A 25,541-nucleotide genomic window follows, 5' to 3' on the forward strand; every position below is an offset into this window, starting at 1 on the left:
ATCAGTCCTGCAGATTTTCCAGATAATCGGCCAGGGCCGTCAGGGCTTCGCGGGCGTCATCGCCCCGGGCCAGCAGGGTCAGCGTGCAGCCTGTGGAGATGGCGAGGGAGAGGATATCCAGCATGCTTTTGGCATCGGCGGTACCGTTGTCGCTCTGGATCTGGATGTCGGAGGAAAAATTCTGGGCCTCCTGCGCCAGACGGGCAGCAGGCCGTGCGTGCAGCCCGCCACGCGTATGCAGCGTGACGGGGAGGACGAGGCCTTCGGGTGTTTCCTGAACTTCTGCCATGATATATTCTCCCTGGTCGCCCGGGGCGACCTGTACGATCTGTTCCTGACGGTCCCCCGCACCGCATCGGGGGCCTTGCGGCAAGGATGCCATGCCGTATGCGGCCCTGTCGTCTGAGGCGGCTGCAGGCCCTGCGGAGCGCGCCTTTCCCGTCCGTGTGGCCGGATGTTTCCCTGCCGTGGCGGCAAGGGCCTTTACAGGCCGACCAGCCCCGTGTCCATGAGCACGAGAAAGGTCAGCAGGATCAGCCAGAGCACGATGCGCGGCAAATGCAGGCGCCCGATGATCCAGGCGGCGGCCAGAACGGCAGCGCCGCCGCCCATACACCAGAGGAGCGTATGCCGGTCCCCGCTGTAGGGCAGCAGCATGGCAGCCGCCACGGTCAGCAGGCAGGCATTGACGACCTTGATGCGGCCGGTCCAGTTGATGAGCCCCAGACGCTTGAGCCAGGCCAGGGCAGCCAGCCCGTAGCGCAGGGCAAAGAAAAACGTGCCTGTCCTGAAGGCCAGCAGGGCCACGGCCAGCAGGACCGTCAGCAGGATGACGGGCAGCGTGTGCCCGGCCAGCAGGAAGCAGATGCAGCACAACGCCCAGCAGGGGAAGACGCCCCCTTCAAAAAAACCGTCCCCCACGGCGGAAAGCGTAGTGCCCAGCGTGCGGCGCACCGTGTCAAGCGCGTTGGAGGGCAGTTTGCCTTCGGCCACCTGTTCTTCGATGTTCAGCAACAGGCCCATGTAGAAAGGCAGCATGTAGGGATGGGTGTTGCTGTGGGCGCTGTAGTGGGCCGCCGCCTGTGCCCGTGCTTCGGCCTCGGGATACAGGTGGCGCAGTGCCGGTTCCAGGGCGAACAGCAATCCCAGCTGCTGCATGCCGCGTGCCGTGACGGCGGCGTTGATGCAGCAGCTTCGCGCAAGGCAGGAAAGGGCTGTCCGGGTGGGCAACATGGCGGGCTCGCTTGGTTGGGCGGTCGGTTCCGTGGCGGAGAAAGGCTCAGGCGCGGGTCAGCAGTTCGTAAAGCTCCTTGGCGCTCCAGCCGGGGGCCATCTCCTGGGCCCGGCGGGCCACTTCCTTGGGCTTGAGACGCTCGTCCGCAGCGGCCATGACAGCTTCCAGGGCCCGGCGGGCTTCGGCTTCATCGGCGCGTTCCTTCTGTTCCGGCGGGCCGATGATGACCGTGATCTCGCCCAGCAGTTCTTCGGGCAGCTCCTGCCATTTCTCCAGACGACCAAGTATAAATTCCTCATGTGTCTTGGTCAATTCCCGGCACACGGCCACGGCCCGGGGGCCCAGCAGCTCCGCGGCCTGGGCCAGGCTCTCGCGCAGGCGGTCCTTGCGTTCGAAGAAGATGAGCGAGCCCGGCGTGCGGGCAAAGGCCGAGAGCGTGGCGCGGCGGCCCGCGGCATCACGCGGCAAAAAGCCCAAAAAGGTGTAGGGCAGGGGCGGGATGCCCGCGGCGGAAAGGGCCGTCACCGGCGCCGAAGGGCCGGGCACGGGCGAGACGGGCAGGCCTTCGGCCCGGCAGGCGCGCACCAGACGGTAACCGGGATCGGCCAGCAGGGGCGTGCCCGCATCCGAGACCAGGGCCAGGTTCTGTCCCTGCCGCAGCAGGCGCAGGACCTCTTCCTGCCGTTCGCTCTCGTTGTGGTCATGGAAACTCAGGAAGCGGCGGGCCGGGATGTTGCACTGGCTGCACAGCAGCCCGGCGCGGCGGGTGTCCTCGGCCAGGATGAGGTCGGCGCCGGCGAGGACTTCGCGGGCGCGGGGAGAAAGGTCACCAGGGTTGCCAAGAGGCGTGGCCACTATCCACAGATGGCCCGGAGCCGGAGAGGTCGAAAGCATGGCGGATGTGCTCCATGTGCGGGCCCGTGGGCCCCGGTTCGATACATACGAGGTCAAAGCGGCAGGGCAGGTGCCACTGGTCATGCGCGGCCAGCCAGGCCCGTGCGGCCCGGATCAGGGTCTGCCGCTTGCGCGGCCCCACCGCGTCCAGGGCGCTGCCCAGACTGCCCGGACCGCGCGTTTTGACTTCCACGAAAACAAGAGTGTCGCCTTCCCGGCAGACAAGGTCAAGTTCCAGCGGGCCGCTGCGCCAGTTGCGGGCCAGGATGCGCATGCCGCGCGCATGCAGCAGGGTGGCGGCGGCGTCTTCCCCGGCACGGCCCAGGGCGGCCTTGTGGTCCCCGCCCGCACGGTCGTCCCCTGCCGGTGGCCCGGAAGGATCGGCCAGGCGGCGCAGGCGGGAAAGAAAACTCACAGCAGGCTCCCCTGCCGGGTACCGGGGCCTTCGTCCCTGTCGGGCAGCACGCCGCGAAACGTCAGCCGGTGCTGGCGGCAGGGGCCAAGACGGTGCAGGGCCTCGTAATGGTCGGCCGTGCCGTAGCCCTTGTGTCGGGCGAAACCATAGCCGGGATGGCGGCGCTCCAGATGCTCCATGAGCATGTCCCGGTAGGTCTTGGCCAGGACGGAGGCAGCGGAGATGGCGGGCACGGAGCTGTCCCCGCCCACCACGGCATTCTGGCGGGGCAGGTCGGGGGCGTCGGCATGACGCTTGCGCCAGTGCGGCAGCAGGACGGGCTCGGGCACGGTCTTGTTGCCGTCCACCAGCAAAAGGTCGGGCCTGCGCTTGAGGCCGGCCACGGCGCGGCTCATGGCTTCGAAGGTGGCCTGCAGGATGTTGATGCGGTCGATGGTGGCGGGCCAGATCACGCCCAGCCCCCAGGCCAGGGCGCACTGGCGGATCAGGGGGGCCAGATGTTCCCGCTGGGCAGCGCTCAGGGCCTTGGAATCCGTGAGGCCCGGCAGGTCGTATTCTTCCGGCAGGATGACGGCCGCCGCCACGACGGGACCGGCCAGGCAGCCGCGGCCCGCCTCATCGATGCCCGCCATGAGCAGGGGACGGGAGGGCAGGGCGCAGAGCAGGCCCTGTTCCGGGGCCGGTGCGGCGGAGGATCTTTTGCGGCGAGGGGGCATCGTGTTTCACTCGGTTGCTAAAACGCCAAAGACCTCACCCCGCGCAAGGCAGGGTGAGGTTCATTCCGTTCGTATTCTGCCCGGGCATGTTCACAGGACCCTCAGGCCGCCATGGACATTCCGCTGGGCTGCGAATCAGAAGCGGCCGCGGGGCTTGATGCGAGCGGCTTTGCCCTTGAGGGCGCGCAGGTAGTACAGACGGCTGCGACGCACGCGGCCCTGGCTCACCACTTCCACATGGTCGATGAAGGGGGAGTGCAGGGGGAAGATGCGTTCCACGCCCACGCCGTCAGAGATCTTGCGCACGGTGAAGGTGGCGTCGGTGGTGCCGCGCTGGATGCGGATCACGTTGCCCTGGAACACCTGAATACGCTCTTTTTCGCCTTCCACAATGCGCAGATGCACTTTCACCGTGTCGCCGGAGCGAAACACGGGCATATCCATACGCATGTTTTCACGTTCAATTTTCTTAATGATATCCATGCCCTACTCCTTAAATACGCAGCCTTGGGACGGCTGTCGTCGTGAAGAAAAACTGTGGCGCTTACTTGTAATCGCCCAAAATTCTGTCGGCCAGGATAGCGGCCGCGCTCCGCACCGAAAGGTGGTTGTAGCCCAGATACCGTATGGGTCTGAGCCCCCCGTCACACCGGGCGAGCACCTCAGGGGCCAGCCCCTGGGCCGTACCCAGCAACAGCAGCACAGGACCTTCTTCGCACATGCGGCACACATCCGCCGGACAAAGCGGCGGGGGCGCGTGCTTGTGAGCGGGCCAGGAGGCGGAACTTGCCACCACTCTGGGCCGCATGCCCGTGCGCTCCGTGAGATGTTCCACAGCGGCATCCACGGATTCGGCAGGACAAACCGTGGCGAGCGCCTGGGCCCGGTCCGGGTTGCCCCTGCTTCCCGCGCCTTGCGTCCAGTGCCGGACTATGGCCTGTAGCAGACGCTGCTGGTCCTCCAGCGGGGTCACGGCATAGAACGGTCCCATCGCATAGCTGCGGGAAATCCGGGCTATATCGTGAATATCCAAATTTGTCAAAGAGGAAACGCCGGAATTTTTCCGGCCCAGCAGCACGGGATAGTGCACGAGGCAGAAAGAAAGGTTCCTTCCGGCCCTTGTCCGGGGCAGCGTGGCCAGATGGCGGGCATCTTCCGCCACCAGGGGCGCGCTGTCCAGCAGGTCGGGCCGTACCCGCAGCGTGGTGGCCAGCGACTGCTGCCGCCGCCAGCGCGCTACGGCACCGTGGTCCCCGCCCCGCAGTACCTCCGGCACTTCGCGGCCTTCCAGGACTTCGGGCCGCGTGTAATGGGGGTACTCCAGCAGGCCGTTGGAAAAACTTTCGTCGTCCCCGGACTCCTCCTTGCCCATGAAGCCGGGCACCAGCCGCGCCACGGACTCGATGACGGCCAGGGCCGCCGTCTCGCCGCCATTGAGCACGGCTTCGCCCACGCTCACGGGCTCCAGAGGGAAGATGTCCAGCAGGCGGGCATCCAGTCCTTCGTAACGGCCGCAGATCAGGGTCAGGTCTTCTTCCCGGGCCAGTTCGCGGGCCAGCGCATCATTGAGGGGACGCCCGCTGGGAGCCAGCAGGATCATGCGTCCCGGCTTCTCGATGGAGCGCAGCGCCGCGGCCACCGGTTCGCCCTGCATGACCATGCCGGGACCGCCGCCGTAGGGGCGGTCGTCCACATGATGGTGACGGCTGGTGCTGAAGCTGCGGGGATCGTGGAAAGAAAAGTCCACGATGCCGGCCTCGCGGGCGCGGCCCAGCAGTGCCGTCTCAAGGGGCGAGCGGAAAAACTCCGGGAAAAGGCTGACCAGATGAAAGCGAAGCATGGGCGCACAGTGACCCAAAAGCGGGCATAAGGCAAGTAATGTTTGTATATGGCAGCTGCGAGGGGACACAAAATGGCCGGGGCGACCTGGTGCGCGGAAAAAATGGAAGCCTTACCCCCGCACCGCCACGCAGAGCCAGTGGCCGGGACAGGGCAGCATCTGCCAGCGGTAACGGGCGGCATCCAGCCTGAGGTCGCCTGTGCGCCAGCCGCTGCGGCCGCTGTCCAGCAGGCGCGGCGGTCGGTCGCAGCCCGTACCGGCGGCCTTGAAGACGGCTTCCTTGATGGTCCAGCGGCGCAGGCAGTCACGCTGCCGGGCTGATGGAGAAAGACGGGAGGAAAGCTCTTGGGGCGAGAAGGCCGATGCGGGCGGCGCCGGGCTCGTCAGGGCCTCGGCATCCACGCCGGGGCTGGTGCCGGGCCCGGCCAGCAGGCAGAAGACCGCCTGTTCGCTGTAGCTGAAGCTGACGGAAAAGCCTTCCAGCCACGGACGGCCTGAAGGCAGGCGATGCAGACGGGGACAGGCATGGCGGGTGAAGAAGAGCCGGGCCTCCCGCATGCGGTGGAACAGCAACGGCAGGGGATGCCAGCTCAAAGAGGGGAGGGCGGACAGACCGTCAACAGCGGCGCGATGCAGCAGCACCGCCAGCAGCAGCCGTGCCAGATGGCGTTTTTCACGTTCTGCCGGAAGGCGGAAAGCCGCCATATGGGCCCGGTCTTCCGTCGCCGGCAGGCCCTCCGGCAACTCCGGCAGTGAGATGGCAGGAGACTGACCGGAGAAGGACGGCAAAGGGCAGGCCGCCAGCAGCATGGGCGGCAAGGGAGAGGAAGATGTGAGCCGGGACATGCTGTGATGATGCCCGTCAGACAGGCAAAAGGCAATGCGCTGACGGTATCCCGACGCGCCGTCTGCTACAGGCAGGGACACCCTTGCGGCTGCCTGCCCCGGCGCTCCGAAACGGGGCTGATACAAAAAAAGTCCGCAGGCACAAGGCTTGCGGACGGACTGTTGACGGGATGGCGGAGGCGTATAGGAGTCGAACCTACCGCAGACGGTTAAGCCTGCCACCGGTTTTGAAGACCGGGCGCCACACCGGTGACGACACGCCTCCACACAACAGCCATATATATGACACAAAGCCCGGGGGAAAGCAAGTCCGCCCTGCGGCAAGGCGCTGGGGCCGGAACATGGTGCGGGAAGAGCGATTTTCCCGTCTCTCCGGCACTGCCCATTGCCAGGCGGGAAAAGAGACTTATCTTGTTCCTGATCCCTGACCGGTGTCGATTGACACCCTGCCGCCGGTCAGAGTACCTTGACTGCTTGGCGCAGACCGGTGCGCCATCAGCACAACGCTTTACCGCTCTGTAGTGGAGGCCGAATTGAATCAGTTTAGTCGCAACCTGATGCTCTGGGCTGCCATAGTCCTTGCGATGGTCATGCTTTTCAATATGTTCCAGCAGCCGCAAAGCTCGGCCCAGAAGGTGTCCTACACGGATTTCATCGGCCGTGTGGACGGCGGGCAGATCAGCTCTGTGGAGATCCAGGGCAACACCCTCATCGGGCGCGGACCGGACGGTGCCTCCGTCCAGACCTATGCCCCGCGTGACAATGAGCTGGTGTCCCGCCTGCTGGACAAGAAGGTGGAAGTCAAGGCCCAGCCGCCGGAAGAACAGCCTTGGTACATGACCCTGCTGGTGTCGTGGTTCCCCATGCTGCTGCTCATCGGTGTCTGGATCTTCTTCATGCGCCAGATGCAGGGTGGCGGCGGCAAGGCCATGAGCTTTGGCCGTTCCCGCGCGCGCCTGCTCAACCAGGACTCGGCCCGTGTGACCTTTGAGGACGTGGCCGGTGTGGATGAAGCCAAGGACGAACTGTCCGAAGTGGTGGAATTCCTGTCCAACCCCAAAAAGTTCACCCGTCTGGGCGGCCGCATCCCCAAGGGCGTGCTGCTGGTGGGCCCTCCAGGTACCGGTAAGACCCTGCTGGCCCGTGCCGTGGCCGGTGAGGCCGGCGTGCCCTTCTTCTCCATCTCCGGTTCGGACTTCGTGGAGATGTTCGTGGGCGTGGGTGCCTCCCGTGTGCGCGACCTGTTCGTGCAGGGCAAGAAGAACGCCCCCTGCCTCATCTTCATCGACGAGATCGACGCCGTGGGCCGCAAGCGTGGCGCCGGTCTGGGCGGTGGCCATGACGAACGCGAACAGACCCTGAACCAGCTGCTGGTGGAAATGGACGGCTTCGAGAGCAACGAGGGCGTCATCCTGCTGGCCGCCACCAACCGTCCCGACGTTCTGGACCCGGCCCTGCTGCGTCCCGGCCGTTTCGACCGTCAGGTGGTGGTGCCCACGCCTGACCTGCGCGGCCGCCGCCGTATCCTCGAGGTCCACACCAAGCGTACGCCTCTGGATCCCGATGTGGATCTGGATACCCTGGCTCGCGGTACGCCGGGCTTCTCCGGCGCCGATCTGGAGAACCTGGTCAACGAAGCCGCCCTGCAGGCCGCCAAGCTCAATGCCACCAAAGTGGACATGCACGACTTCGAATACGCCAAGGACAAGGTGCTCATGGGCCGCGAACGCCGCAGCCTGATCCTTTCCGATGAGGAAAAGCGCATCACGGCCTACCACGAAGGCGGCCATGCCCTGGCGGCCCGCCTGCTGCCCGGTTCCGATCCCGTGCACAAGGTCACCATCATCCCCCGCGGTCGCGCCCTGGGCCTGACCATGCAGCTGCCCGAGGAAGACCGCCACGGCTACTCGCGCAATTACCTGCGCAACAACCTGGTGGTGCTGCTGGGCGGCCGTGTGGCGGAAGAGATCGTCTTTGACGACATCACCACCGGCGCTTCCAACGACATCGAACGCGTGACCCGCATGGCCCGCAAGATGGTCTGTGAGTGGGGCATGAGCGATGCCATCGGCACCCTGTCCATCGGTGAGACCGGTGAGGAAGTCTTCATCGGCCGCGAATGGGTGCAGAACAAGAACTACAGCGAAGAGACCGCCCGCCTGGTGGACGCCGAAGTCAAGCGCATCGTGGAAGAGGCTCACGCCCGCTGCGTCAAGCTGCTGCAAGACAACCGTGCGGCCCTGGACCGCATCGCGCAGGCGCTGCTGGAACGTGAGACCATCAGCGGCGAAGAGCTGGACCTGCTCATGGAGAACAAGCCCCTGCTGCCGCTGGACGCCAACGGCAAGCCGGTGAAGGCCGCTCCTGCCGGGGATTTCGTGCTGGAGCCGGATCCGGCCGACACGGACGCCGCGGCGCCCGAGGCGGACAAGGCTGCTGAACCCGCTCCCGAAAAGGCGGAGCAGGGCGATGTCGATACGGGCAACAGAACGCAGGACAACGATGAAAACGAACAGCGCAAGCAATAACCATATGTCTGAGGAGCCGTCCCGCCGGGGCGGCTCCTGGCTGTGTCTTGGGGGCGGGGCGGTGACGACCTCTGCCCCCTTTGGGGTTATGGGCATCGTCAACCTGACGCCGGACTCCTTCTATGACGGCGGCACGCACGATTCCGCGGATCTGGGGCTGGCCCACGCCATGCGCCTGCATGCGGAAGGGGCCGACATCCTCGATCTGGGGGCGGAATCTTCCCGGCCCGGCGCACAGGCCCTGACGCCGGAGCAGGAGCTGCTGCGTCTCATGCCCGTACTGCGCGAACTGCGGCGGGAGATCCCCGGCGTCATGCTCTCCGTGGACACCTATCATGCGGCCACGGCGGCTGCCGTGCTTGAAGAGGGCGTGCAGATCATCAACGACATTTCGGCCTGCGCCTTCGATCCCGGCCTGCTGGACGTGCTCGTCCAGTACAAGCCCGGTTATGTGCTCATGCACAGCCAGGGCAGACCGGACGTCATGCAGAAGGATCCCCGCTATACGGACGTGCGTTCCGAGGTCATGGCCTTTTTCGAGCGCGAGCTGCACCGTTTGACCGCCGCCGGTCTGCCGGAAGAGCACATCGTGCTGGATCCCGGCATCGGTTTCGGCAAGACACTGCGCCATAATCTGGAGCTGCTGGCCCATGCGGAGGACTGGCTCGCCTTCGGACGGCCCGTGCTCATGGGCCTGTCCATGAAGTCCATGTTCGGGCAGCTGCTGGGCCTCACCACCCAGGAACGGGGCTGCGCCACCCAGGTGGCTACGGCCATGCTCTGGGAAAAGGGCCTGTTCTGGCATCGTGTGCACGATGTGGCCGCCACGCGCCAGACGCTCACGCTGGCCGCGGCCTTCCGTGATCCCGCCGGGGCCTGCGGGGACTGATGCCCGGCCCGGCCGCACGGGGGATATTTGTCTGTTGCGCCGGCGTGCGCTTGTTTTTATACTGCGCGCCGGCTGCCCGGCATCCGTGATGCGGCAGACGGCAAGGGGGGACGCCATCCCATGGCGTGGAAGGGGATTTTTCTGATGCCTAAGGATAGGGACCGTGCTGGAACATGTGGTTTTTGAATGGCGTGACGCGCTGGACATCCTGCTGGTAGCATTCCTGCTCTACCAGGTCATCCAGCTGTTGCGGGGATCGCGTGCCCTGACGGTGCTGACCGGTCTTGGGCTGCTGACCCTGCTGTATTTCATCTCGCGCAGCATGGCGCTGTATACCCTGACCTGGTTGCTGCAGCATGTCTTCAGCTCCCTGTTCCTGCTCATCGTGGTCATTTTCCAGAGCGACATCCGGCAGGCACTGGGCGAGATAGGGACCAACAACCTTTTCCGCAAGCGTGCGCTGCAGCATTCGGCCGTGGAAGAAGTGGTCATGGCCTGTGTGGAGATGGCCCGCCTGCGTGTGGGGGCCCTCATCGTCATCGAGCGGGGCACCCGGCTGGACGACATGATCAAACGCGAAGGCGTGCGGGTGGATGCCCTGCTGTCACGCCAGCTGCTCATGAACATCTTTTATCCCAAGGCGCCGCTGCATGACGGTGCCGTGCTCATCAGCAAGGGGCGCATCACGGCGGCCGCCTGCATCCTCCCCCTGGCCGAGGCCAAGGGGCAGTCGTTCGGCACGCGCCACCGCGCCGCCCTGGGCATGACGCAGGAATGTGATGCCGTGGTGGTCGTGGTCTCGGAAGAACGCGGCGAGATCTCCGTGGCCATGAAGGGCGAGCTCGTCCGCAGTCTCGATGCCACACGCTTGAGGCAGGTGCTCAATGATATTCTCTAAGAACAGCCGCAAGGCCCCCCATCTCCTTTCCCTGCTCGTGGCCTTTGCCGTGGCCGTGGGCATGTGGTATGTGGTCAGCGTGCGCGACCGTCTGGAAGTCCAGCTGGAAGTGGGCATCGAATACAACGGCATCCCCTCCGGGCTGGTGGTGACGGACGGCCTTGTCAGCAAGGTGCAGGTGCGCCTGCGCGGGCCGGAGATCCTGTTGCGCTCCATCTCGTCGCGCAGCCTGACGGAAGCCATCAATCTTTCCAATATCAAAAAGGGCACGACCATCGTCCCCCTGACCTCGGACAACATGGGCCCCAGTCTGCGGGCCTTCGAGCTGGTGGACGTACAGCCGCCCCGCATCGTCATCACGGCCGATACCCTGGCCGAGCGCAGCGTGCCCATCCGGGCCGTGCTGGAATCCCCCCTGCGCAGCGGGGCCCTGACCGTGGAGAACGTGACCGTGTCCCCGGCATCCGTCACCCTGCGCGGGCCGGAAGGCGTCATCTCGTCCATCAACAACCTGCCTCTGGGCATCCGGCTGGATCCCAAGGCCGCCGGCACCACGGTGGAGCAGACCCTGCTGCTGGATACCCCCAGCCTGGTCACCTCCAACCCCGCCTCGGTGAAGGTGCAGTACACCATCACCAGCGGCCGTACCGTGGTCTCCCGCCGTTGCAAGATCTCGGTGGAGGCCCAGAACGCCTCGCAGTTCACGGTGGAGCCCTCCCATGTGGAAGTCATGGTGGAGGTGCCCGAGGCCCTGGCCCGCAATTCGTCCTATCTCAAACGACTGGAAGTGATGGTCGTCCCGCCGGCGCTGGAGCCGGGGCAGAAGGGCACGGCAGAGCCGCGCATCCAGCTGCCGGAAGGCATGACCATCTTGAATCCCTCATTCGACAGCGTTACCATTACCCGTAAGAAGTAGCCTCCGGCGCATGGCACCGGCAAGGAGAACACATGGCAGAACGTCTTTTCGGCACTGATGGCCTGCGTGGCCCTGTCAATATCTATCCCATGACCGTGGATGTGGCCCTGCGTCTGGGCCTGGCCGCCGGGGTGCGCTTCCGCAAAGGCTCGCACCAGCACCGCGTGGTCATCGGCAAGGATACCCGCCTGTCCGGCTACATGTTCGAGTCCGCCCTCACGGCGGGCCTGTGCGCCGCCGGCATGCACGTTATCATGACCGGCCCGCTGCCCACGCCCGCCATCTCTTTCCTTACCCGCAACATGCGGGCGGATCTGGGCGTGGTCATCTCCGCCTCGCACAACCCCTATTCGGACAACGGCATCAAATTCTTCGACGCCGACGGCTTCAAACTGCCTGACGAGGTGGAGAACGAGATCTCGGCCATGGTGCTCGATCCCGACATGCGCTGGCCCTATCCCGATTCCAACCGGGTCGGCCGCGCCAGCAAGATCGAAGACGCCGGCGGCCGCTACATCGTGTACACCAAGAGCTGTTTCCCGGCCCATCTGACCCTGTCCGGCCTGCGCATCGTCATCGACTGCGCCAACGGTGCGGCCTACAAGGTGGCCCCACTGGCCCTGGAAGAACTGGGGGCGGAAGTCTTCCGCCTGGGGACCAGCCCCAACGGGACCAATATCAACGACCACTGCGGTTCCCTGCATCCCGAGACCCTGGCCGCCAAGGTGCGCGAAGTGCGCGCGGACGTGGGCCTGGCCCTGGACGGCGACGCCGACCGCCTCATCGTGGTGGATGAAAAGGGCAATGTCCTGGACGGCGACCAGCTCATGGCCCTGGGGGCCCAGGCCATGATGGAGCGGGGCGAACTGCCCGGCAACATGCTGGTGGCCACGGCCATGAGCAACCTGGCGCTTGAGATCTTCATGAAGGAACGCGCCGGTACGCTGCTGCGCACCAAGGTGGGCGACCGTTACGTCATGGAAGCCATGCGCAAGACCGGCGCCATGCTGGGCGGCGAGCAGTCCGGGCACCTCATCTACCGCCAGTACAGCACCACCGGTGACGGTCTGCTGGCGGCCCTGCAGCTGCTGCGCATCGTGCGCGAGAAGGAAAAACCCCTGTCCGAGCTGGCGGGCCTGCTGCACCTCTTCCCCCAGAAGCTCATCAACGTGCGGGTGGAAAAAAAGCTGCCCTTCGAGGAGCGCCCCGCCATCGGCAAGGCCGTGGCCGATGTGGAAAAGGCCCTGGCCGGTCGTGGCCGCGTGCTGCTGCGTTACTCCGGTACCGAGGCCCTGTGCCGCGTCATGGTCGAGGCCGAAGATGAAGACAAGGTCGTCCGCTACGCGCGCGATCTGGCCGATGTGGTGAGCCGCGAACTTCGCTAGTTTTTGTCCTCTCCCCGGAGGAGCTGATTCGTTCCGGGAGCTGCCGCGGCAGACCCGCGACATACTTTCGTCAAGAACCATGTCCCAGGTACGGCCCGTGACGGGTGTGCCATGATGGAGGAGAACATGAAGGATATTCGTAAGGTTGTTATCCCTGTGGCCGGCTGGGGGACCCGTTCCTTGCCCGCAACCAAGAATATTCCCAAGGAAATGTTGCCCATCTACAACAAGCCTGTCATCCAGTACGTTGTGGAAGAGGCCCAGCGTGCCCATATCAAGGACGTGATCTTCGTCACCAACCGCGACAAGAACGTCATCGAAGATCATTTCGACCATAACCTTCAGCTCGAGGACCTGCTGGAGCGTTCCGGCAAGCTGGACAAGCTGGAAGAAGTGCGCCGCGTGGCGGAGATGGTCAACATCCTTTCCGTGCGCCAGAAGCGCCAGCTGGGCCTGGGCCATGCCGTGCTGTGCGCGCGTGAACTGGTGGGCGACGAGCCCTTTGCCGTCATGGTGGGCGACGACCTGATGTTCAGCGGCGTGCCCGGCATCGGCCAGCTCATCGAAGTGGCCATGGCCGAAAAGATGCCCGTCATCGGCGTCATGGAAGTGCCGTGGGAAAAGGTGAGCCGTTACGGCATCATCGACGGCGAGGAAGTGGCCCCCGGCGTGTACCGCGTGCGGGACATGGTGGAAAAGCCCAAGCGCGAGGACGCGCCTTCCCGCATGGCCATCGTGGGGCGCTATGTGCTGACCCCGGACATCTTCGACTATCTGGAAAAGGTCAAACCGGGCCACGGCGGCGAGATCCAGCTCACCGACGCCCTGCAGGCCATGGCCAAGGACCGCGGCATGATGGCCGTGCGTATGGCCGGCATGCGTTTCGATGCCGGTGACTGGGCCGAGTTCCTGAGCGCCAACATCTACTTCGCCCTGCAGGATGAATCCCTGCGTTACGAACTGCTGGGGCTGCTCAAGAACTTCGTGCAGTTCAAGTAAACATCGATATCTGCAAGATCCCAAGGTCGTTGTCATTCCGGTGGCAACGACCTTTCTTTTTCATGGCGGCTCTTCCGGCTTGCAGTATGGGGAAAAAAAAGGCAGAATCTCACAAGCGTCCACAGAGGATAGAGGGCAGGGATGCCCGCATGGCGGCAGCAGGCGCGAAAGGCCTGGTCTTCCCGTTCGCCATATGTTGACAGAACAACGCGAAAAAACTACATCCTTGCGGGCGCTTCGCCGAAAGACGGACGGCGACATCGCAACAGCACCAACGGGGCGAGACATTTTTGAGCGGGCATGGCTGACCATGACCCGCGTACCGGCATTTTTCATGGGCGGGCAATGACAGGCATGCAAGAGCAGTGGCAGAAGATCTCTGAAAATTTGAGGGGTGTCCTCAATCCCGGTATCTTCAAGGTGTGGATCCATCCCCTGGATGCCCATATCGAGGGGAACAGCCTGTGCCTTGCCGCACCCAGCGAATATGTGGCCCGCTGGCTGCGTGACCGCATGCAGGATACGTTGCGCTCCGCTGCCGCGCCCGTGTTGCAGGTGGCGCCGGAGAACATCGATATCCGTATCTCCTGTCAGGGTGCTGCTCCCGCTCCTGCCGCGCCCGCTGCCCCTGCCGCCGTTGCTGCGGCTCCTCTCGCCGCGCCCGTGGCGCAGCCCGTGCATGAGGCGCCCGCAACGCCTCTCCATACGGCGCCTTCCCGTCCGTCCCAGCCCCTCTGGCAGCCCAGCCAGTGTTCCCTGCCTCTGCCTGCCCCCACGTTGCGCCCCCGTACCCGTCAGCGCTGGCGCTTCAGTTTCGACGATTTCGTGGTCGGCCCCTGCAACGCCATGGCCGTAGCTGCGGCCAAGGACATCTGCCATGACGGCGGCTGTGTGGAGACGCTGTTCGTCAGCTCGGCCTCCGGCCTGGGCAAGACCCACATCATGCAGTCCGTGGGCCGTGCCGTGCAGGAGCAGGGCGGTCAGGCCCGTCTGGCCTACCTTTCCGCCGAGGATCTGGCGTCGCGCTATGTGGCTGCCCTGCGCAGCAACGATGTGGAGAGCTTTCGCGCCCGTCTGCGCGATCTGGACGTGCTCCTGCTGGAAGACGTGCATTTCCTCCAGGGCAAGGAAAAGATGCAGGACATGGTCCTGACCGTCATCAAGAGCCTGCAGGATCGCGGCGGCCGCGCCATCTTCACCAGCAGCTTTTCTCCGCGCGAGCTGGAAAAACTGGACAGCCAGCTGGTCTCCCATTTCTGCTCCGGCATCGTGTCGCCTCTGGAGCGGCCCGATACGGAAATGTGCCGCCATATCCTGGAACGCAAAGCCAAGAGCTTTCAGGTGCTGCTGCCTGACGAGGTCTGTGATCTGCTGGCCGGGCGCCTGCAGGGCGACGTGCGCCAGCTGGAATCCTGCCTCAAAAGTCTGGTGTTCAAGGCGCGCATGCTCAATTGCGGGCTCAATCCCGAGCTGGCGCTGGAAGTGCTGCAGCAGTACGCCACCGTGGACTGTGGCCCGGACTTCGCCTCCATCGTGCGCCTGGTCTGCGAGAGCTACGGCCTCAACGAACGCCAGCTGGCATCCCGTTCGCACAAACAGCAGTACGTGCTGGCCCGCAATACCATCTATTATCTGGCCCGCAAGCATACGGACATGTCCCTCAAGGAGATCGGCGAGCGCTTCAACCGCCGTCACTCCACGGTCATCAAGGGCATCACGTCCCTGGAACGCGAGATCGCCAATGAGTCCAGGGTCGGCCGCCAGATCTCCCGTGCTGTGGAGCTCATCGAACGCAATGCGGGCATCCGGCCCGAGATGAGCCTGGCAGGCAAGGTCCCTGCGGCCCGTCATGCGGCCCCCAGCCTGCTTTCCCTGTAAACGATACGCCTGATTTTTGCGAAGGGAGGACATCCGCGGAGGTCCTCCCTTTTTTGTTGCCTGCGGGAAGGGGCAGCCGGTGCCGTCAGGCCCTATCCCTGCCCATTGCTGCTGCGGCTCTGGCTCACCTGATACGGGGAAGGGCAGGGGGGATGCCGAGGGCGCTTTGCCGGACACGGTGCGGTCATCGCTCCCGGGGCTGTGTCACGATGTTTTCGGCTCTGGAACGGGCAGGAATCCTGCCTGGATGGCGTGGCTCTTTTCGTATTTCTGCTGCTCAGACAGCGCTGTGGCTGCGTCCTCCGTTCTGGGGCGATGTCCCTTTGTTGCATTCCTCTTCCGTCCACTCCGGGGAATATTTCCCCTTTGTTGCATTCCTCGGTGCGCTGCAGGGACCTGTGGAAGGTCGTCCGTAAACAAAAAGGGCCACCCGCACGGAGCAGGTGGCCCTTGATCAGCAGGAGAGAGGCTGGGGCTTATTCGCCGGCCACGGCCTTCTGGTGTTCAGCGATGACCTTGTCGGCCACAGGCTGGGGAGCTTCTTCATAGTGGGCGAATTCCATGGTGAAGAAGCCCTGACCGGCCGTCATGGAGCGCAGGTCGGGAGCGTAGCGCAGCACTTCGCTCATGGGCACGTGGGCCTTGATCTCGGTGACACCGGCGGCGGAGTCGGAGCCCAGCACCTTGCCGCGACGCGAGGAAAGGTCGCCGATGACGTCGCCCATGCATTCGTCAGGCACGGAGACGGTCAGCAGCACGATGGGTTCCAGCAGCACGGGCTTGAGGCTTTCCATGGCTTTCTTGAAGGCCAGGGAGCCGGCCACCTTGAAGGCCATTTCCGATGAGTCCACGGTGTGGTAGCTGCCGTCGTAGACCTTGACGCGGAAGTCCACCACCTGACAACCGGCCAGGAAACCGCGGGCGGCCGCTTCCTGGATGCCCTTGTCGATGGCGGGGATGTACTGGCGGGGGATCACGCCGCCCACGATGGCGTCTTCGAAGACATAGCCGGAACCGCGGGGCAGGCCTTCCATCTCGATCCAGCAGTCACCGAACTGGCCGCGGCCGCCGGACTGCTTCTTGTGACGGCCCTGCACCTGCACCTTGCCGCGCACGGTCTCACGATAGGGCACCTTGGGCGTCTTGAGGATGATGTCCACCTTGAAGCGGCGTTTTGCCTTTTCCACCGAAAGTTCGATGTGCAGCTGGCCCATACCGGAAAGCAGGATGTCGCCGTTTTCTTCGTCGCGGGCCAGACGCAGGGTGACGTCTTCGTCCAGCAGACGCTGGATGGCGGAGTAGACCTTGTCTTCATCGCCCTTTTCCTTGGGAGCCAGCGCGTAGGTGATGAGCTGCGGCGGCAGCTTGGGCATGGGCAGGGCAAAGGGCTGCTTTTCGTCACACAGGCTGTCGCCGGTGCGGGTGTTCTTCAGTTTGGCCACGGCCACGATGGCGCCGGGGCCCACGGGTTCCTTGCAGGGGGTCTGGGTCTTGCCGGTCAGGAAGAGCAGGCTGCCCAGGCGTTCGTTTTCACCGCTGCGCATGTTCTTGAGGGTGGCATCGCCATTGATGGTGCCGGAGAGGATGCGCACCAGCGAAAGCTGGCCGGAGAAGGGGTCGGCCAGGGTCTTGAAGACGAAACCGGCCACGGGGGCGTCGGGGTCGGGCTTGCGTTCCTGGCCCAGGGCGTCCACGAAGGCGGGGCGCTCGGAAGCGGCGGGCAGCAGGGCCTGGATGGCTTCCAGCACGGCCACGCCCCCCTTGTTTTCCAGGGAAGAGCAGACCAGCACGGGGCAGAGCTCACCGGCCACGGTACCCTTGCGCAGACCGACCTGCAGGTCTTCCAGAGACAGGCTGCCTTCTTCCAGGTATTTTTCCATGAGCTCTTCATCGCTTTCGGCGATGTTTTCCACGGTCAGGTCGTGGAGCAGGCTCACGTCGTCGGCCACATCGGCGGGCACATCGCATTCGCTGACAGCGCCGTCAGCGCCAAAGGTGTAGGCCTTGCCGGTCAGCACGTCCACATAGCCGGTAAAGGCCTCGCCTTCACGGATGGGCACCTGCAGCGCCACAGCCTTGACACCCAGGGTGGACAGGCCGTCGAAGGCCATCTGGAAGTCGGCGCGGTCGCGATCCATCTTGTTGATGACGAAGATGGCGGGCAGGTTTTCGGCGCGGGTGAGGTTCCAGAATTTTTTGGTCAGGGGGCGCACGCCATCCACGGCGTCCAGCACGAAGACGACGCCGTCCACGCCCTTGAGCAGGCATTCCATGTCGCCGGTAAAGTTTCCGTCACCCGGGATATCCAGCATGAAGTGGCGATTCTTGTTCCAGAGGCAGGTAGCCACCGCAGGCTGGATGGAGCCGCGACGACGTACTTCTTCCGGTTCATAGTCGAGGCAGGTGGTACCGTCTTCGATGGCGCCCATGCGGGTCAGAGCGCCGCTATTGAAGAGGAGCATCTCGGCCAGCGACGTTTTGCCGCAGCCGCCGGTGCCTACAAGTGCGTAAGTACGTTGGGTATCCACGGGGTTGGACATGCTAAAACTCCCTTAGTAAGCGATATGGCGAGCCCGGGGCCGCCGGATTTACGAGGGCAACGTGCGACCTTTCACACGGTAGTAATAAAACCATAGCCCGACATGGCCAAAAAGGGAAGTGCCCCAACTTTTTTGCTCAACTTGACATCTGCGCCCGGAAAGACAAAATAGATGGCTGCTTGTGCAAGAATGGGGACAGGCACCTCCCCGGGAGCCTGAAAATCCGTGCCCGGTACGAGTCCTCCGCGTCCCTGCCGTGGCGTGCGGATGGGCACACGGCAGAAAATAATAAAAAATGTTGTGAAAAATTTTTCCAATGCCATAAAAAAAGCCGGGATGTCCCCGGCTTTTTTCGTGTTCGGCTGTCAGGCCGCCGCTATTTCAGGTTGCCCAGAAGATCGCGCAGCCAGTCCGGCACGGCCACAGGACGTCCCTGACGGTTCACCAGGGCGTGCTGGGTGCTGCCCGTGGCCAGCAGGCGCGTCTTGTCCTCGTTCCACATCTCGTATACAAAGCGCATGGACGCGCGGCCCCATTCGCTGATGGCCGTGTGGACCTGCACCAGATCGTCATAGCGGGCCGGGGAACGGTAACGGCACTGGGCCTCGCGGACGGGCAGGATGATGTCCTTTTCCTCCACATCACGGTAGCTCATGCCGCAGGCGCGGATGAATTCGCTGCGCGCCCTCTCGAAGATGTGGAGATACTCCGCATAATACAGAACGCCCATGGTATCTGTTTCACCGTAGGAGATCCGGTGGGTGAACCAGATGGCCGGGGAAGGAAAATCGTCATGCATCAGAAAACTCCTTTGCGTGTGGGGAAGGGGCTCCCGCGTCTGGCGCTGTGCGCCGTGCTGCTGGCCGCCCTGGCGCTGTCCGGCTGCGGGTCGCGGCAGACGCACGAGGAATACCTGATCCCCAAAGGGCCCGCCGTGGGCTTTGAATCGCCCGAATTCTTCACGGAGCATCTTGCGCCCCGGAACCAGGACCTGCAGTCGTGGCGCGAGATGGCGCCTACGGTGCGGAAATCCCTGCGCTATGTCAAGAGCAAGCCCGCCGGGGCCGTGGCCATCGACCGTCCCGGCCTGCGCCTGACCTGGGGCGACATGGAACGCACCCTGCTGCGCCTGCAGGAGCTGCTGCCCCGTCTGGATGCCGAACCGCAGCTCTTCCTCCAGAACTTCCAGTGGGTGGAGGTCCCCTCCGGCATCGCCTATTCCGGTTACTATGAGCCCCGCGTCAAGGCCAGCCGTACCCGCAAGCCCGGCTACGAGCAGGCCATCTACGCCCTGCCGCCGGACATGAAGCAGTACAAGCGCCGCCACAAGGGGCGTTACTATACCCGCCGCCAGATCGAAGAGCAGCAGCTGCTGGCCGGGCGTGGGCTGGAACTGGCCTGGGCCGCTGACCCCGTGGACGTCTTCTTCCTAGAGATCCAGGGCTCCGGCCGTCTGGTCTTCGATGACGGTACCGAGGCCTTCATCAACTATGCGGGCCAGAACGGCCACAAATACAAGAGCTCGGGCCGCATCATGCGCGAGAAGGGCCTGCTCAAGCGCGGCGACATCTTCGAGCAGCGTCAGTGGTTCAAGGACAATCCCCAGCGCGTGCGCGAGATCCTCAACGAGAACCCCAGCTACGTCTTTTTCCGCTACGGCAGCCGCGGTCCCACCGGCGCCATGGGCCATGTGGTGGACGAGTGGCTCTCCCTGGCCGTGGACCGCAGCTATATCCCGCTGGGGGCCGTGGTGGCCTTTGGCGTCAACGTGCCGGATGAGAAATACGGCAGTCTGCCTCTGCGCGGCATCGGCTTTGCCCAGGACGTGGGCGGTGCCATCAAGCAGCGGCGCATCGACCTGTTCTGCGGCGGTTCCGAACGCGCCAATTACGTGGCCAGCCATCTGGATGCCCCCGGCCCCGCCTGGGTGCTGGTGGCACGGTAGGGAGCGGGGAAAGGCTGGTTCGAGGGGAGGGGAACCCCTTTGCGTTGCTGTCGATGCCCGTAGCTTCCTCCGTCGCAACGGGCACGGCCCTGCGGGCCGCCTTCGGTCGCTCCCGACGGGAAAAATCGAGCTCCCCACTCCTCCCCCAAAACCGCTCATATGATCTTTCTGGAAACTTTCTGTCGCTGACCGGCGGGCAATGGAAAAGCGGACATCCTCAGGATGTCCGCTTTTCGTTTTTTGCGGCGTTAGTCAGTGGGTGTCCGGTGGCGGAAAACAGAAAATACAGGGCGGATAGTTTTGCTACGCCGCGAGGCAGGCGTGCGAGATGCAAGAAAAAGCGTACTGCCGGATATGGCGATGTACGACGGCGTGTTACTTTCCGCCGGGCATGCCGCAAGAATCCCTTCGATCAGGCAACAGACATGGCAGTATGACAGATTGTCTTTTCTCCGGTCAGGGGCTGGAAGTCCCTCCCCGCCAGACAGCGACGGAGACTTTTCATGCCGACCAAAGGGACGTTTTTTCAGGGGTGGGGGAGAGTTTGAGAGGGGGCGGGGACAGTTTTTACAAAAAACGTCCCCGCCCCCTCTCAATGATGCCGCTTCAGCAGCGGCGGACTAACCTTCGAGGAAGGCTTTATAGGCTTCGACCGTGGCAAGGATGTCCACGCAGCTGGCCAGCTCGAAGGGGCTGTGCATGGAGAGGAGGGCCGGGCCGCAGTCGATGACCTGCATGCCGTAGGCGGCCAGGAAGAGGGCCACGGTACCGCCGCCGCCCACGTCCACCTTGCCCAGTTCGGCGGGCTGCCAGGGAATGTTGCGGGCGTTGAACAGGCCGCGCACATAGCCGTAAAACTCGGCATCGGCGTCGCTGGCACCGTATTTGCCGCCGGAGCCGGAGTATTTGGAGCAGACGGGGCCGTGGCCCAGCTGGGCGGCGTTCTGCTTTTCGTGCACTTCGGGGAAGTCGGGGTCGAAGGCGGCGTCCACGTCGGCGGACAGGGCGCGGGTGTTGAGCAGCACCTGCGAGACAGGGATGCCCGGGGCCCAGGCGCGTGCCAGGTCTTCGAAGCAGTACTGCAGGAAGCGGGAGGCCGCGCCGGTGGCACCGTCGGAACCGATCTCTTCCTTGTCCCAGAACATGACGGCCATGTTGGGGCAGAGGCGGTTGGTGTTCTTGGCGTTGAGCAGGGCCTCCAGGGCGGTGAAGACGCAGATGCGGTCATCCTGGCCGTAGCCGCCCACCAGCCCCTTGTCGAAGCCCACATAGGTGGCGGGGCCCGCGGGCACGACCTGGAGTTCGGCGGTGACGAGGTCTTCCTCGCGGATGCCGTACTTGGCGTTGAGCAGCTCCAGCATGTGCTGCTTGATGGGCTCCTTGATGTCCTTGTTCTTGGCGGCGGTGGGGGCCGGGCTGTGGCCGAGGATGATGTTCAGCTTTTCACCGTCAAAGACTTCGGCCAGGGTCTGGCTGTTTTGCTTGCGGGCCAGATGGGGCAGCAGGTCGGCGATGGTGAAGACGGGCTCTCCGGCTTTTTCACCGATGGCCACGCTGATGCTCTTGCCGTTTTCCAGCACCACCACGCCGTGCAGGGCCAGAGGACGGGCCAGCCACTGGTACTTGCGGATGCCGCCGTAATAGTGGGTCTTGGCCTGGGCCACACCGGGCTGCTCGACCAGCGGACGCTGCTTGAAGTCCAGACGGGGGCTGTCGGCATGGGCGGCGATGAGGTGCACGCCCTTCTGCAGCGGGATCTTGCCCTTGCGGGCGGCAAAGATGGCCTTGCCGCGCAGGTTGCGGAACACGGTGTTCTTTTTGAAGTCCTCGCTGAACCCGGCTTCCTGCAGGCGTTTCTGCACATAAGCCACGGTCTCGCGCTCGGTCTTGCAATTGCTGAGGAAATCCATGTACCGCTTGACCAGAGCGTCCAACTGGCGCTTCTGGGTGGCGGTGGTGTACACGTCCCAGGCATTGCGGGGACTGTAGGTGAGGGAAGGCGTTTCTGCTTTTTTCATATCCAGTATCCTTTAGGCAGCGGTACTGCGGCTGCCTTTTCATGGAGCCGGTGCCCGGCTGGCCGGAGGTCCGGCAGCCGCGGCAGGGCGTGATGCTCCGGCCGGTGCATGGCCGGGAAGCATGGCCCGCATGGCGCTGTGGAGCGGGGTGCGGGCGGAAATATGTTTTAGCCGGCCAGCAGCTGTTTGAGCAGGGCCGTCAGGCGCGGCAGGTCTTCGGGCAGGAGCGTGCGCGGGTCGAGGCAGAAGCTCCTTTCTTCCAGACGGCCCAGCACCGGCGGCGTGGTATCCAGCAGGGCCTGCTTGAGGGCCGTGGCGCTCATGGCGGCGGGCTCCAGGCAGACCAGGGTGGTGGGCAGGTCGCGTTCCGGGAAGGCGCCGCCGCCCACGCGGGAAACATCCGGGCGCAGGCTGACGCGGCAGGCGGGGCCCAGGGCGCGGCTCAGCCGGGCGGCCAGCGAGCGGGCGGCACGGGCCAGGTCTTTGGGGTCCCGGCAGATGTCGCGCAGGGTCGGGATCTCGCGGCGGGCGCGTTCGGGCTCGCAATAAAGGCGCAGGGTGGCTTCCAGCGCGGCCATGGTCAGCTTGTCGCAGCGCAGGGCGCGGGTGAGGGGATTCTTTTTCAGGGCCTCGATGCGCTCCCGGCTGCCCACGATGAGGCCGCATTGCGGGCCCCCCAGCACCTTGTCGCCGGAGAAGGTCACCACGTCGGCGCCTCCGGCCACCACTTCGGGCACCGTAGGTTCGTTGGGCAGGCTCACGGAAGAAAAGTCCATGAAGGAACCGCTGCCCAGATCCTCGATGACGGGCAGGCCGTGTTCCCGGGCCAGGGCCGCCAGATCGGGCAGGGGCACGGCGGAATGGAAGCCCACGATGCGGTAGTTGGATGTATGCACGCGCATGAGGGCACGGGTGTCTTCGTTGATGGCCGCGGCGTAGTCGTGCAGGTGGCAGCGGTTGGTGGCGCCCACTTCGCGCAGGCGGGCGCCGCTTTTTTCCATCACTTCCGGGATGCGGAAGCTGCCGCCGATCTCCACCAGTTCCCCGCGCGAGACGATGACCTCGCCGCCCTTGCAGAAGGTATCCAGCACCAGCAGGACGGCGGCGGCGTTGTTGTTGACCACCATGGCGGCCTCGGCGCCGGTCAGGCGCTGGAGCAGCTCGTCGATGATGACGTAGCGGCTGCCGCGTCCGCCGCTGTGCAGGTCGAGCTCCAGGTTGCAGTAGCCGGAGATGACCCGGCGCACGGCCTCCTGGGCACTCCGGGCCAGCACGGAACGTCCCATGTTGGTATGGATGACCACGCCGGTGCCGTTGATGACATTACGCAGGCGCGGCGCCGTCTTGCGGCGGACGAAGGCCAGCAGCTCGGGCAGACAGGCCTCCAGGGCCAGTTCGGCGGCATCCTGTACGCGACCGGCGCGGATGTCGTCGCGGCGGCTGTTCCAGAAATCCGTGACGGCCTCGCGCAGCAGGGGGCGGGGCAGATCGTGCAGGGCCTTGTCCGCCGTCAGCAGGGCATCCAGACTGGCGTCCATGGACGGCAGGGCACGGAAAAGGTGGTTCATGCGTCCTCCTTGGCGCCCTGGGCGGAGGCGGGCTGTTCCAGCAGGTGGGGGTAGAGGCCGTAAAATTCCGCCAGCATGTACAGGGACCCGCTGATGATGACCGGAGCCCTGTCGTCGCCGGGCAGGTCGCGCACGGCATCCAGGGCGTTGCGCACGTCGGGCAGCAGGGTGGCATGGGCCGGGGCCGCAGCGTTGGCGGCGGCCACCACCTGGGCGGCGTCGGCGGCGCGCTCGTTGTGCAGGGCCGGGATGAAGAGCGGCGCGTCACCCAGGGCCCGCTTGAGCAGCATCAGGGCCGGGTGCCAGTCCTTGTCGCCCAGGCAGGAATAGATGGCCGCACGCGGGCGCAGGCCGGACTGGCGCACATGGGCCAGCAGGGCGGCCATGCCGTGGGCATTGTGGGCGCCGTCCAGCAGCAGGGGCGGATGCTGGTCCGTGGCGGGCACGGACTGCAGACGGCCGGGTACGAAGGCCCGGGCCAGTCCCCGTGCCACGGCATCAGGGCGCGGCGTCACATGCAGGCGCGGGGCCAAAGCCTGCCAGGCGTGCAGGGCCACGGCGGCGTTGATGCGCTGGTGCGGCCCGGCCAGCCCCAGCGGCATGTTGCCCGGCAGGGGATCGACGATGTGCAGGGGCGCGTCCAGCTGTTCGGTCTGGCGGCGCAGCACCTCTTCGGCAGCCGGGAACTGGGGCGCGCTGACCACCGGCACGCGGGGGCGGATGGCGCCGCACTTGTCCAGGGCGATGTCTCGCAGGGTGGGGCCCAGGATGGCGGCATGATCCATGGCCACGGGCGCGAAGCAGGTCAGGTCGCTGGCCAGGGCCGTGGTGGCGTCATGGGCGCCGCCCAGCCCGGCCTCCATGACGGCCAGCTGCACGCCCTGACGGGCAAAGGCCAGTATGGCCAGCACGGTCAGGAATTCGAAATAGGTCAGGTCCGGTCGCGCCGCGTAGACTTCCGTGGCCAGCCCGGGCCACAGGTCTTCTTGCAGAGGGACGCCGTCGATGCGGATGCGCTCGCAGGGGGAAAGGAAGTGCGGCGAGGTATAGAGCCCGGTGCGGCAGCCGTGGGCGCGGGACAGGCTGTCCAGAAAGGCGGACGTGGAGCCCTTGCCGTTGGTGCCCACGATCTGGGCCACCACAAAGGGCGGGCGGGAAAGGCCCAGGCGGGAGAGGGCGGTCTCCATGCGCGTCAGGCTCAGGTCCATGTGGAAGAAACCAAGACCGTCCAGGTGTTCCCAGATCTGGTCGATGGTCGTGAAATGCTTTGCAGTCTTCATACCGCGACCATGCCACAATTCCCTGTCCTTGTCAGCGCTTGCGCCAAGGGGAAAAACGTTCCATCGCAGGATGGCCGTACGAAAAAAATATTTTATGCCTGTGGCTGCTGCGGCGTACTGACTGCAATTGGTGGCCGGGTCATCGGGCAGCATAGTGATGCCTGTTGCAGACAGGGCTGCTTGCGGCAGTCCCATTCCCTTGCTAGGCTGGATTCCGAAAAGGAGGCTATGCATGATCCGTCTTGAAAAGGCCGGCCGGGAAGATCTGGCTGCTCTTGTACAGTTGCAGGAAATGGTGCGGGCGCGTCTGCTGCCGGAAGGGCAGCCTTTGCCCGAGACGGCCGGAGATTCGCTGGAGGATTTTTTTGCTCACGGCGTGGTGTTGCGGGCCCTGATGGAAGACGACACCATGGTGGGTGCCGTAGGCGGGCGAGAAGTGGACGGCGGACAGCATTTGGCCCAGCTGCTGGTGCATCCGCAATGGCAGGGATAGTATGTGGAGACCATGCTGCTGTTGCAGATGGAAAGCCTGCTGCCCGAGGCCCGGCGCGAACTGCTGTTCCCGGCACGGGATGCCGCGGATCTGCGGCCACTGCTGTGGCTGGGCTATACCGTCAGTGAAGAGACGCCCCTGCCGCACGGCCTGACCCTGTACCGGCTGGAGAAGTCATCGATCTAAGAGGATGTCCGGCATGTTTTTTGATTTTAAAAGGTGTGGTAATCTCGTCCCATGAAACAAACAGATTTTCGTG

General features: G+C 64.7%; 24 protein-coding genes and 1 tRNA gene. 10 read left to right on the forward strand and 15 right to left on the reverse strand.

The genetic code is table 11. The features are described 5' to 3' along the window. Position 1: 1 nt before the first annotated feature. The 9 genes from HF854_RS07045 to HF854_RS07085 all read right to left on the reverse strand — a co-directional run bounded on the left by HF854_RS07045 (position 2) and on the right by HF854_RS07085 (position 6,210). On the reverse strand, positions 2-289 hold the full coding sequence (locus tag HF854_RS07045; protein WP_168935662.1) for an HPr family phosphocarrier protein: 288 nt from the start codon (positions 287-289) through the stop codon (positions 2-4). 194 nt (positions 290-483) lie between these two features. Continuing rightward, on the reverse strand, positions 484-1,233 hold the full coding sequence (locus HF854_RS07050; protein ID WP_168935663.1) for a PTS system mannose/fructose/sorbose family transporter subunit IID: 750 nt from the start codon (positions 1,231-1,233) through the stop codon (positions 484-486). A gap of 46 nt (positions 1,234-1,279) precedes the next feature. Then, positions 1,280-2,128, reverse strand: a complete 849-nt coding sequence (gene rsmI / locus HF854_RS07055; RefSeq protein WP_040369578.1) for a 16S rRNA (cytidine(1402)-2'-O)-methyltransferase — start codon at positions 2,126-2,128, stop codon at positions 1,280-1,282. Further along, a complete protein-coding gene (locus tag HF854_RS07060; RefSeq protein ID WP_204674442.1) occupies positions 2,061-2,516 on the reverse strand; it encodes a YraN family protein in 456 nt (151 codons plus the stop codon). Before HF854_RS07060 ends, rsmI begins: the two co-directional genes overlap by 68 nt. Positions 2,517-2,539: 23 nt before the next feature. After that, on the reverse strand, positions 2,540-3,259 hold the full coding sequence (gene rnhB / locus HF854_RS07065; protein ID WP_418731014.1) for a ribonuclease HII: 720 nt from the start codon (positions 3,257-3,259) through the stop codon (positions 2,540-2,542). 135 nt (positions 3,260-3,394) lie between these two features. After that, positions 3,395-3,742, reverse strand: a complete 348-nt coding sequence (gene rplS, locus HF854_RS07070; RefSeq protein ID WP_006006452.1) for a 50S ribosomal protein L19 — start codon at positions 3,740-3,742, stop codon at positions 3,395-3,397. Positions 3,743-3,803: 61 nt separating this feature from the next. After that, positions 3,804-5,099 (reverse strand): tRNA (guanosine(37)-N1)-methyltransferase TrmD, encoded by a 1,296-nt coding sequence (gene trmD / locus HF854_RS07075; RefSeq protein ID WP_168935664.1) that lies wholly within the window; start codon positions 5,097-5,099, stop codon positions 3,804-3,806. Positions 5,100-5,210: 111 nt separating this feature from the next. Continuing rightward, positions 5,211-5,804, reverse strand: coding sequence for a 4'-phosphopantetheinyl transferase family protein (locus HF854_RS07080; protein WP_168935665.1), 594 nt, complete (start codon positions 5,802-5,804; stop codon positions 5,211-5,213). A gap of 312 nt (positions 5,805-6,116) precedes the next feature. Continuing rightward, positions 6,117-6,210 (reverse strand) — tRNA-Sec (locus HF854_RS07085). A 268-nt stretch (positions 6,211-6,478) separates the two neighbouring features. On the opposite strand from HF854_RS07085, the gene ftsH reads away from it, so the two are divergent. The 7 genes from ftsH (at position 6,479) to HF854_RS07120 (ending at position 15,438) form a co-directional block, all read left to right on the forward strand. Next, the gene (ftsH, locus tag HF854_RS07090) at positions 6,479-8,473 is read left to right on the forward strand and encodes an ATP-dependent zinc metalloprotease FtsH (RefSeq protein ID WP_437438860.1); all 1,995 of its coding nucleotides are present in this window, start codon (positions 6,479-6,481) and stop codon (positions 8,471-8,473) included. A gap of 4 nt (positions 8,474-8,477) precedes the next feature. After that, a complete protein-coding gene (folP, locus tag HF854_RS07095; protein WP_168935666.1) occupies positions 8,478-9,362 on the forward strand; it encodes a dihydropteroate synthase in 885 nt (294 codons plus the stop codon). 163 nt (positions 9,363-9,525) lie between these two features. Further along, entirely contained in the window at positions 9,526-10,260 is a 735-nt protein-coding gene (gene cdaA, locus HF854_RS07100) for a diadenylate cyclase CdaA (protein WP_168935667.1), read from the forward strand. After that, positions 10,247-11,176: a CdaR family protein gene (locus tag HF854_RS07105; RefSeq protein WP_006006470.1), complete on the forward strand. Its 930-nt coding sequence runs from the start codon at positions 10,247-10,249 to the stop codon at positions 11,174-11,176. The genes cdaA and HF854_RS07105 overlap by 14 nt, the downstream gene beginning before the upstream one ends. Positions 11,177-11,208: 32 nt before the next feature. Then, the gene (gene glmM / locus HF854_RS07110; protein ID WP_168935668.1) at positions 11,209-12,561 is read left to right on the forward strand and encodes a phosphoglucosamine mutase; all 1,353 of its coding nucleotides are present in this window, start codon (positions 11,209-11,211) and stop codon (positions 12,559-12,561) included. A 126-nt stretch (positions 12,562-12,687) separates the two neighbouring features. Continuing rightward, entirely contained in the window at positions 12,688-13,560 is an 873-nt protein-coding gene (galU, locus tag HF854_RS07115) for a UTP--glucose-1-phosphate uridylyltransferase GalU (RefSeq protein WP_168935669.1), read from the forward strand. A gap of 345 nt (positions 13,561-13,905) precedes the next feature. Next, on the forward strand, positions 13,906-15,438 hold the full coding sequence (locus HF854_RS07120) for a DnaA ATPase domain-containing protein (RefSeq protein ID WP_168935670.1): 1,533 nt from the start codon (positions 13,906-13,908) through the stop codon (positions 15,436-15,438). A 476-nt stretch (positions 15,439-15,914) separates the two neighbouring features. Here HF854_RS07120 and HF854_RS07125 read toward each other — a convergent pair whose 3' ends face one another. The 3 genes from HF854_RS07125 to HF854_RS07135 form a co-directional block, all read right to left on the reverse strand. Next, entirely contained in the window at positions 15,915-17,978 is a 2,064-nt protein-coding gene (locus HF854_RS07125; RefSeq protein WP_168935671.1) for an elongation factor G, read from the reverse strand. A 71-nt stretch (positions 17,979-18,049) separates the two neighbouring features. Beyond that, positions 18,050-18,301, reverse strand: a complete 252-nt coding sequence (locus tag HF854_RS07130; protein ID WP_168935672.1) for a hypothetical protein — start codon at positions 18,299-18,301, stop codon at positions 18,050-18,052. A gap of 53 nt (positions 18,302-18,354) precedes the next feature. Continuing rightward, complete coding sequence (locus HF854_RS07135) at positions 18,355-18,777, reverse strand: acyl-CoA thioesterase (protein ID WP_168935673.1); 423 nt, start codon at positions 18,775-18,777, stop codon at positions 18,355-18,357. On the opposite strand from HF854_RS07135, the gene HF854_RS07140 reads away from it, so the two are divergent. Beyond that, entirely contained in the window at positions 18,772-19,923 is a 1,152-nt protein-coding gene (locus tag HF854_RS07140) for an MltA domain-containing protein (RefSeq protein ID WP_168935674.1), read from the forward strand. The genes HF854_RS07135 and HF854_RS07140 overlap by 6 nt on opposite strands. A 620-nt stretch (positions 19,924-20,543) precedes the next feature. Here the strand turns inward: HF854_RS07140 and HF854_RS07145 are convergent. The 3 genes from HF854_RS07145 to HF854_RS07155 all read right to left on the reverse strand — a co-directional run bounded on the left by HF854_RS07145 (position 20,544) and on the right by HF854_RS07155 (position 24,789). Continuing rightward, on the reverse strand, positions 20,544-21,941 hold the full coding sequence (locus tag HF854_RS07145) for an aminopeptidase (protein ID WP_168935675.1): 1,398 nt from the start codon (positions 21,939-21,941) through the stop codon (positions 20,544-20,546). Positions 21,942-22,108: 167 nt separating this feature from the next. After that, positions 22,109-23,509, reverse strand: a complete 1,401-nt coding sequence (gene selA, locus HF854_RS07150) for an L-seryl-tRNA(Sec) selenium transferase (RefSeq protein ID WP_168935676.1) — start codon at positions 23,507-23,509, stop codon at positions 22,109-22,111. Beyond that, positions 23,506-24,789: a bifunctional folylpolyglutamate synthase/dihydrofolate synthase gene (locus HF854_RS07155; RefSeq protein WP_168935677.1), complete on the reverse strand. Its 1,284-nt coding sequence runs from the start codon at positions 24,787-24,789 to the stop codon at positions 23,506-23,508. The genes selA and HF854_RS07155 overlap by 4 nt, the downstream gene beginning before the upstream one ends. Positions 24,790-25,021: 232 nt before the next feature. Between HF854_RS07155 and HF854_RS07160 the strand changes: the two genes are divergently transcribed. Then, a complete protein-coding gene (locus HF854_RS07160) occupies positions 25,022-25,282 on the forward strand; it encodes a hypothetical protein (RefSeq protein ID WP_168935678.1) in 261 nt (86 codons plus the stop codon). A 3-nt stretch (positions 25,283-25,285) separates the two neighbouring features. Beyond that, on the forward strand, positions 25,286-25,468 hold the full coding sequence (locus tag HF854_RS07165) for a hypothetical protein (protein ID WP_168935679.1): 183 nt from the start codon (positions 25,286-25,288) through the stop codon (positions 25,466-25,468). The last annotated feature ends 73 nt before the right edge of the window (positions 25,469-25,541 follow it).

This window comes from Desulfovibrio piger (assembly GCF_012843875.1).
In the GTDB taxonomy this organism is placed as follows: domain Bacteria; phylum Desulfobacterota; class Desulfovibrionia; order Desulfovibrionales; family Desulfovibrionaceae; genus Desulfovibrio.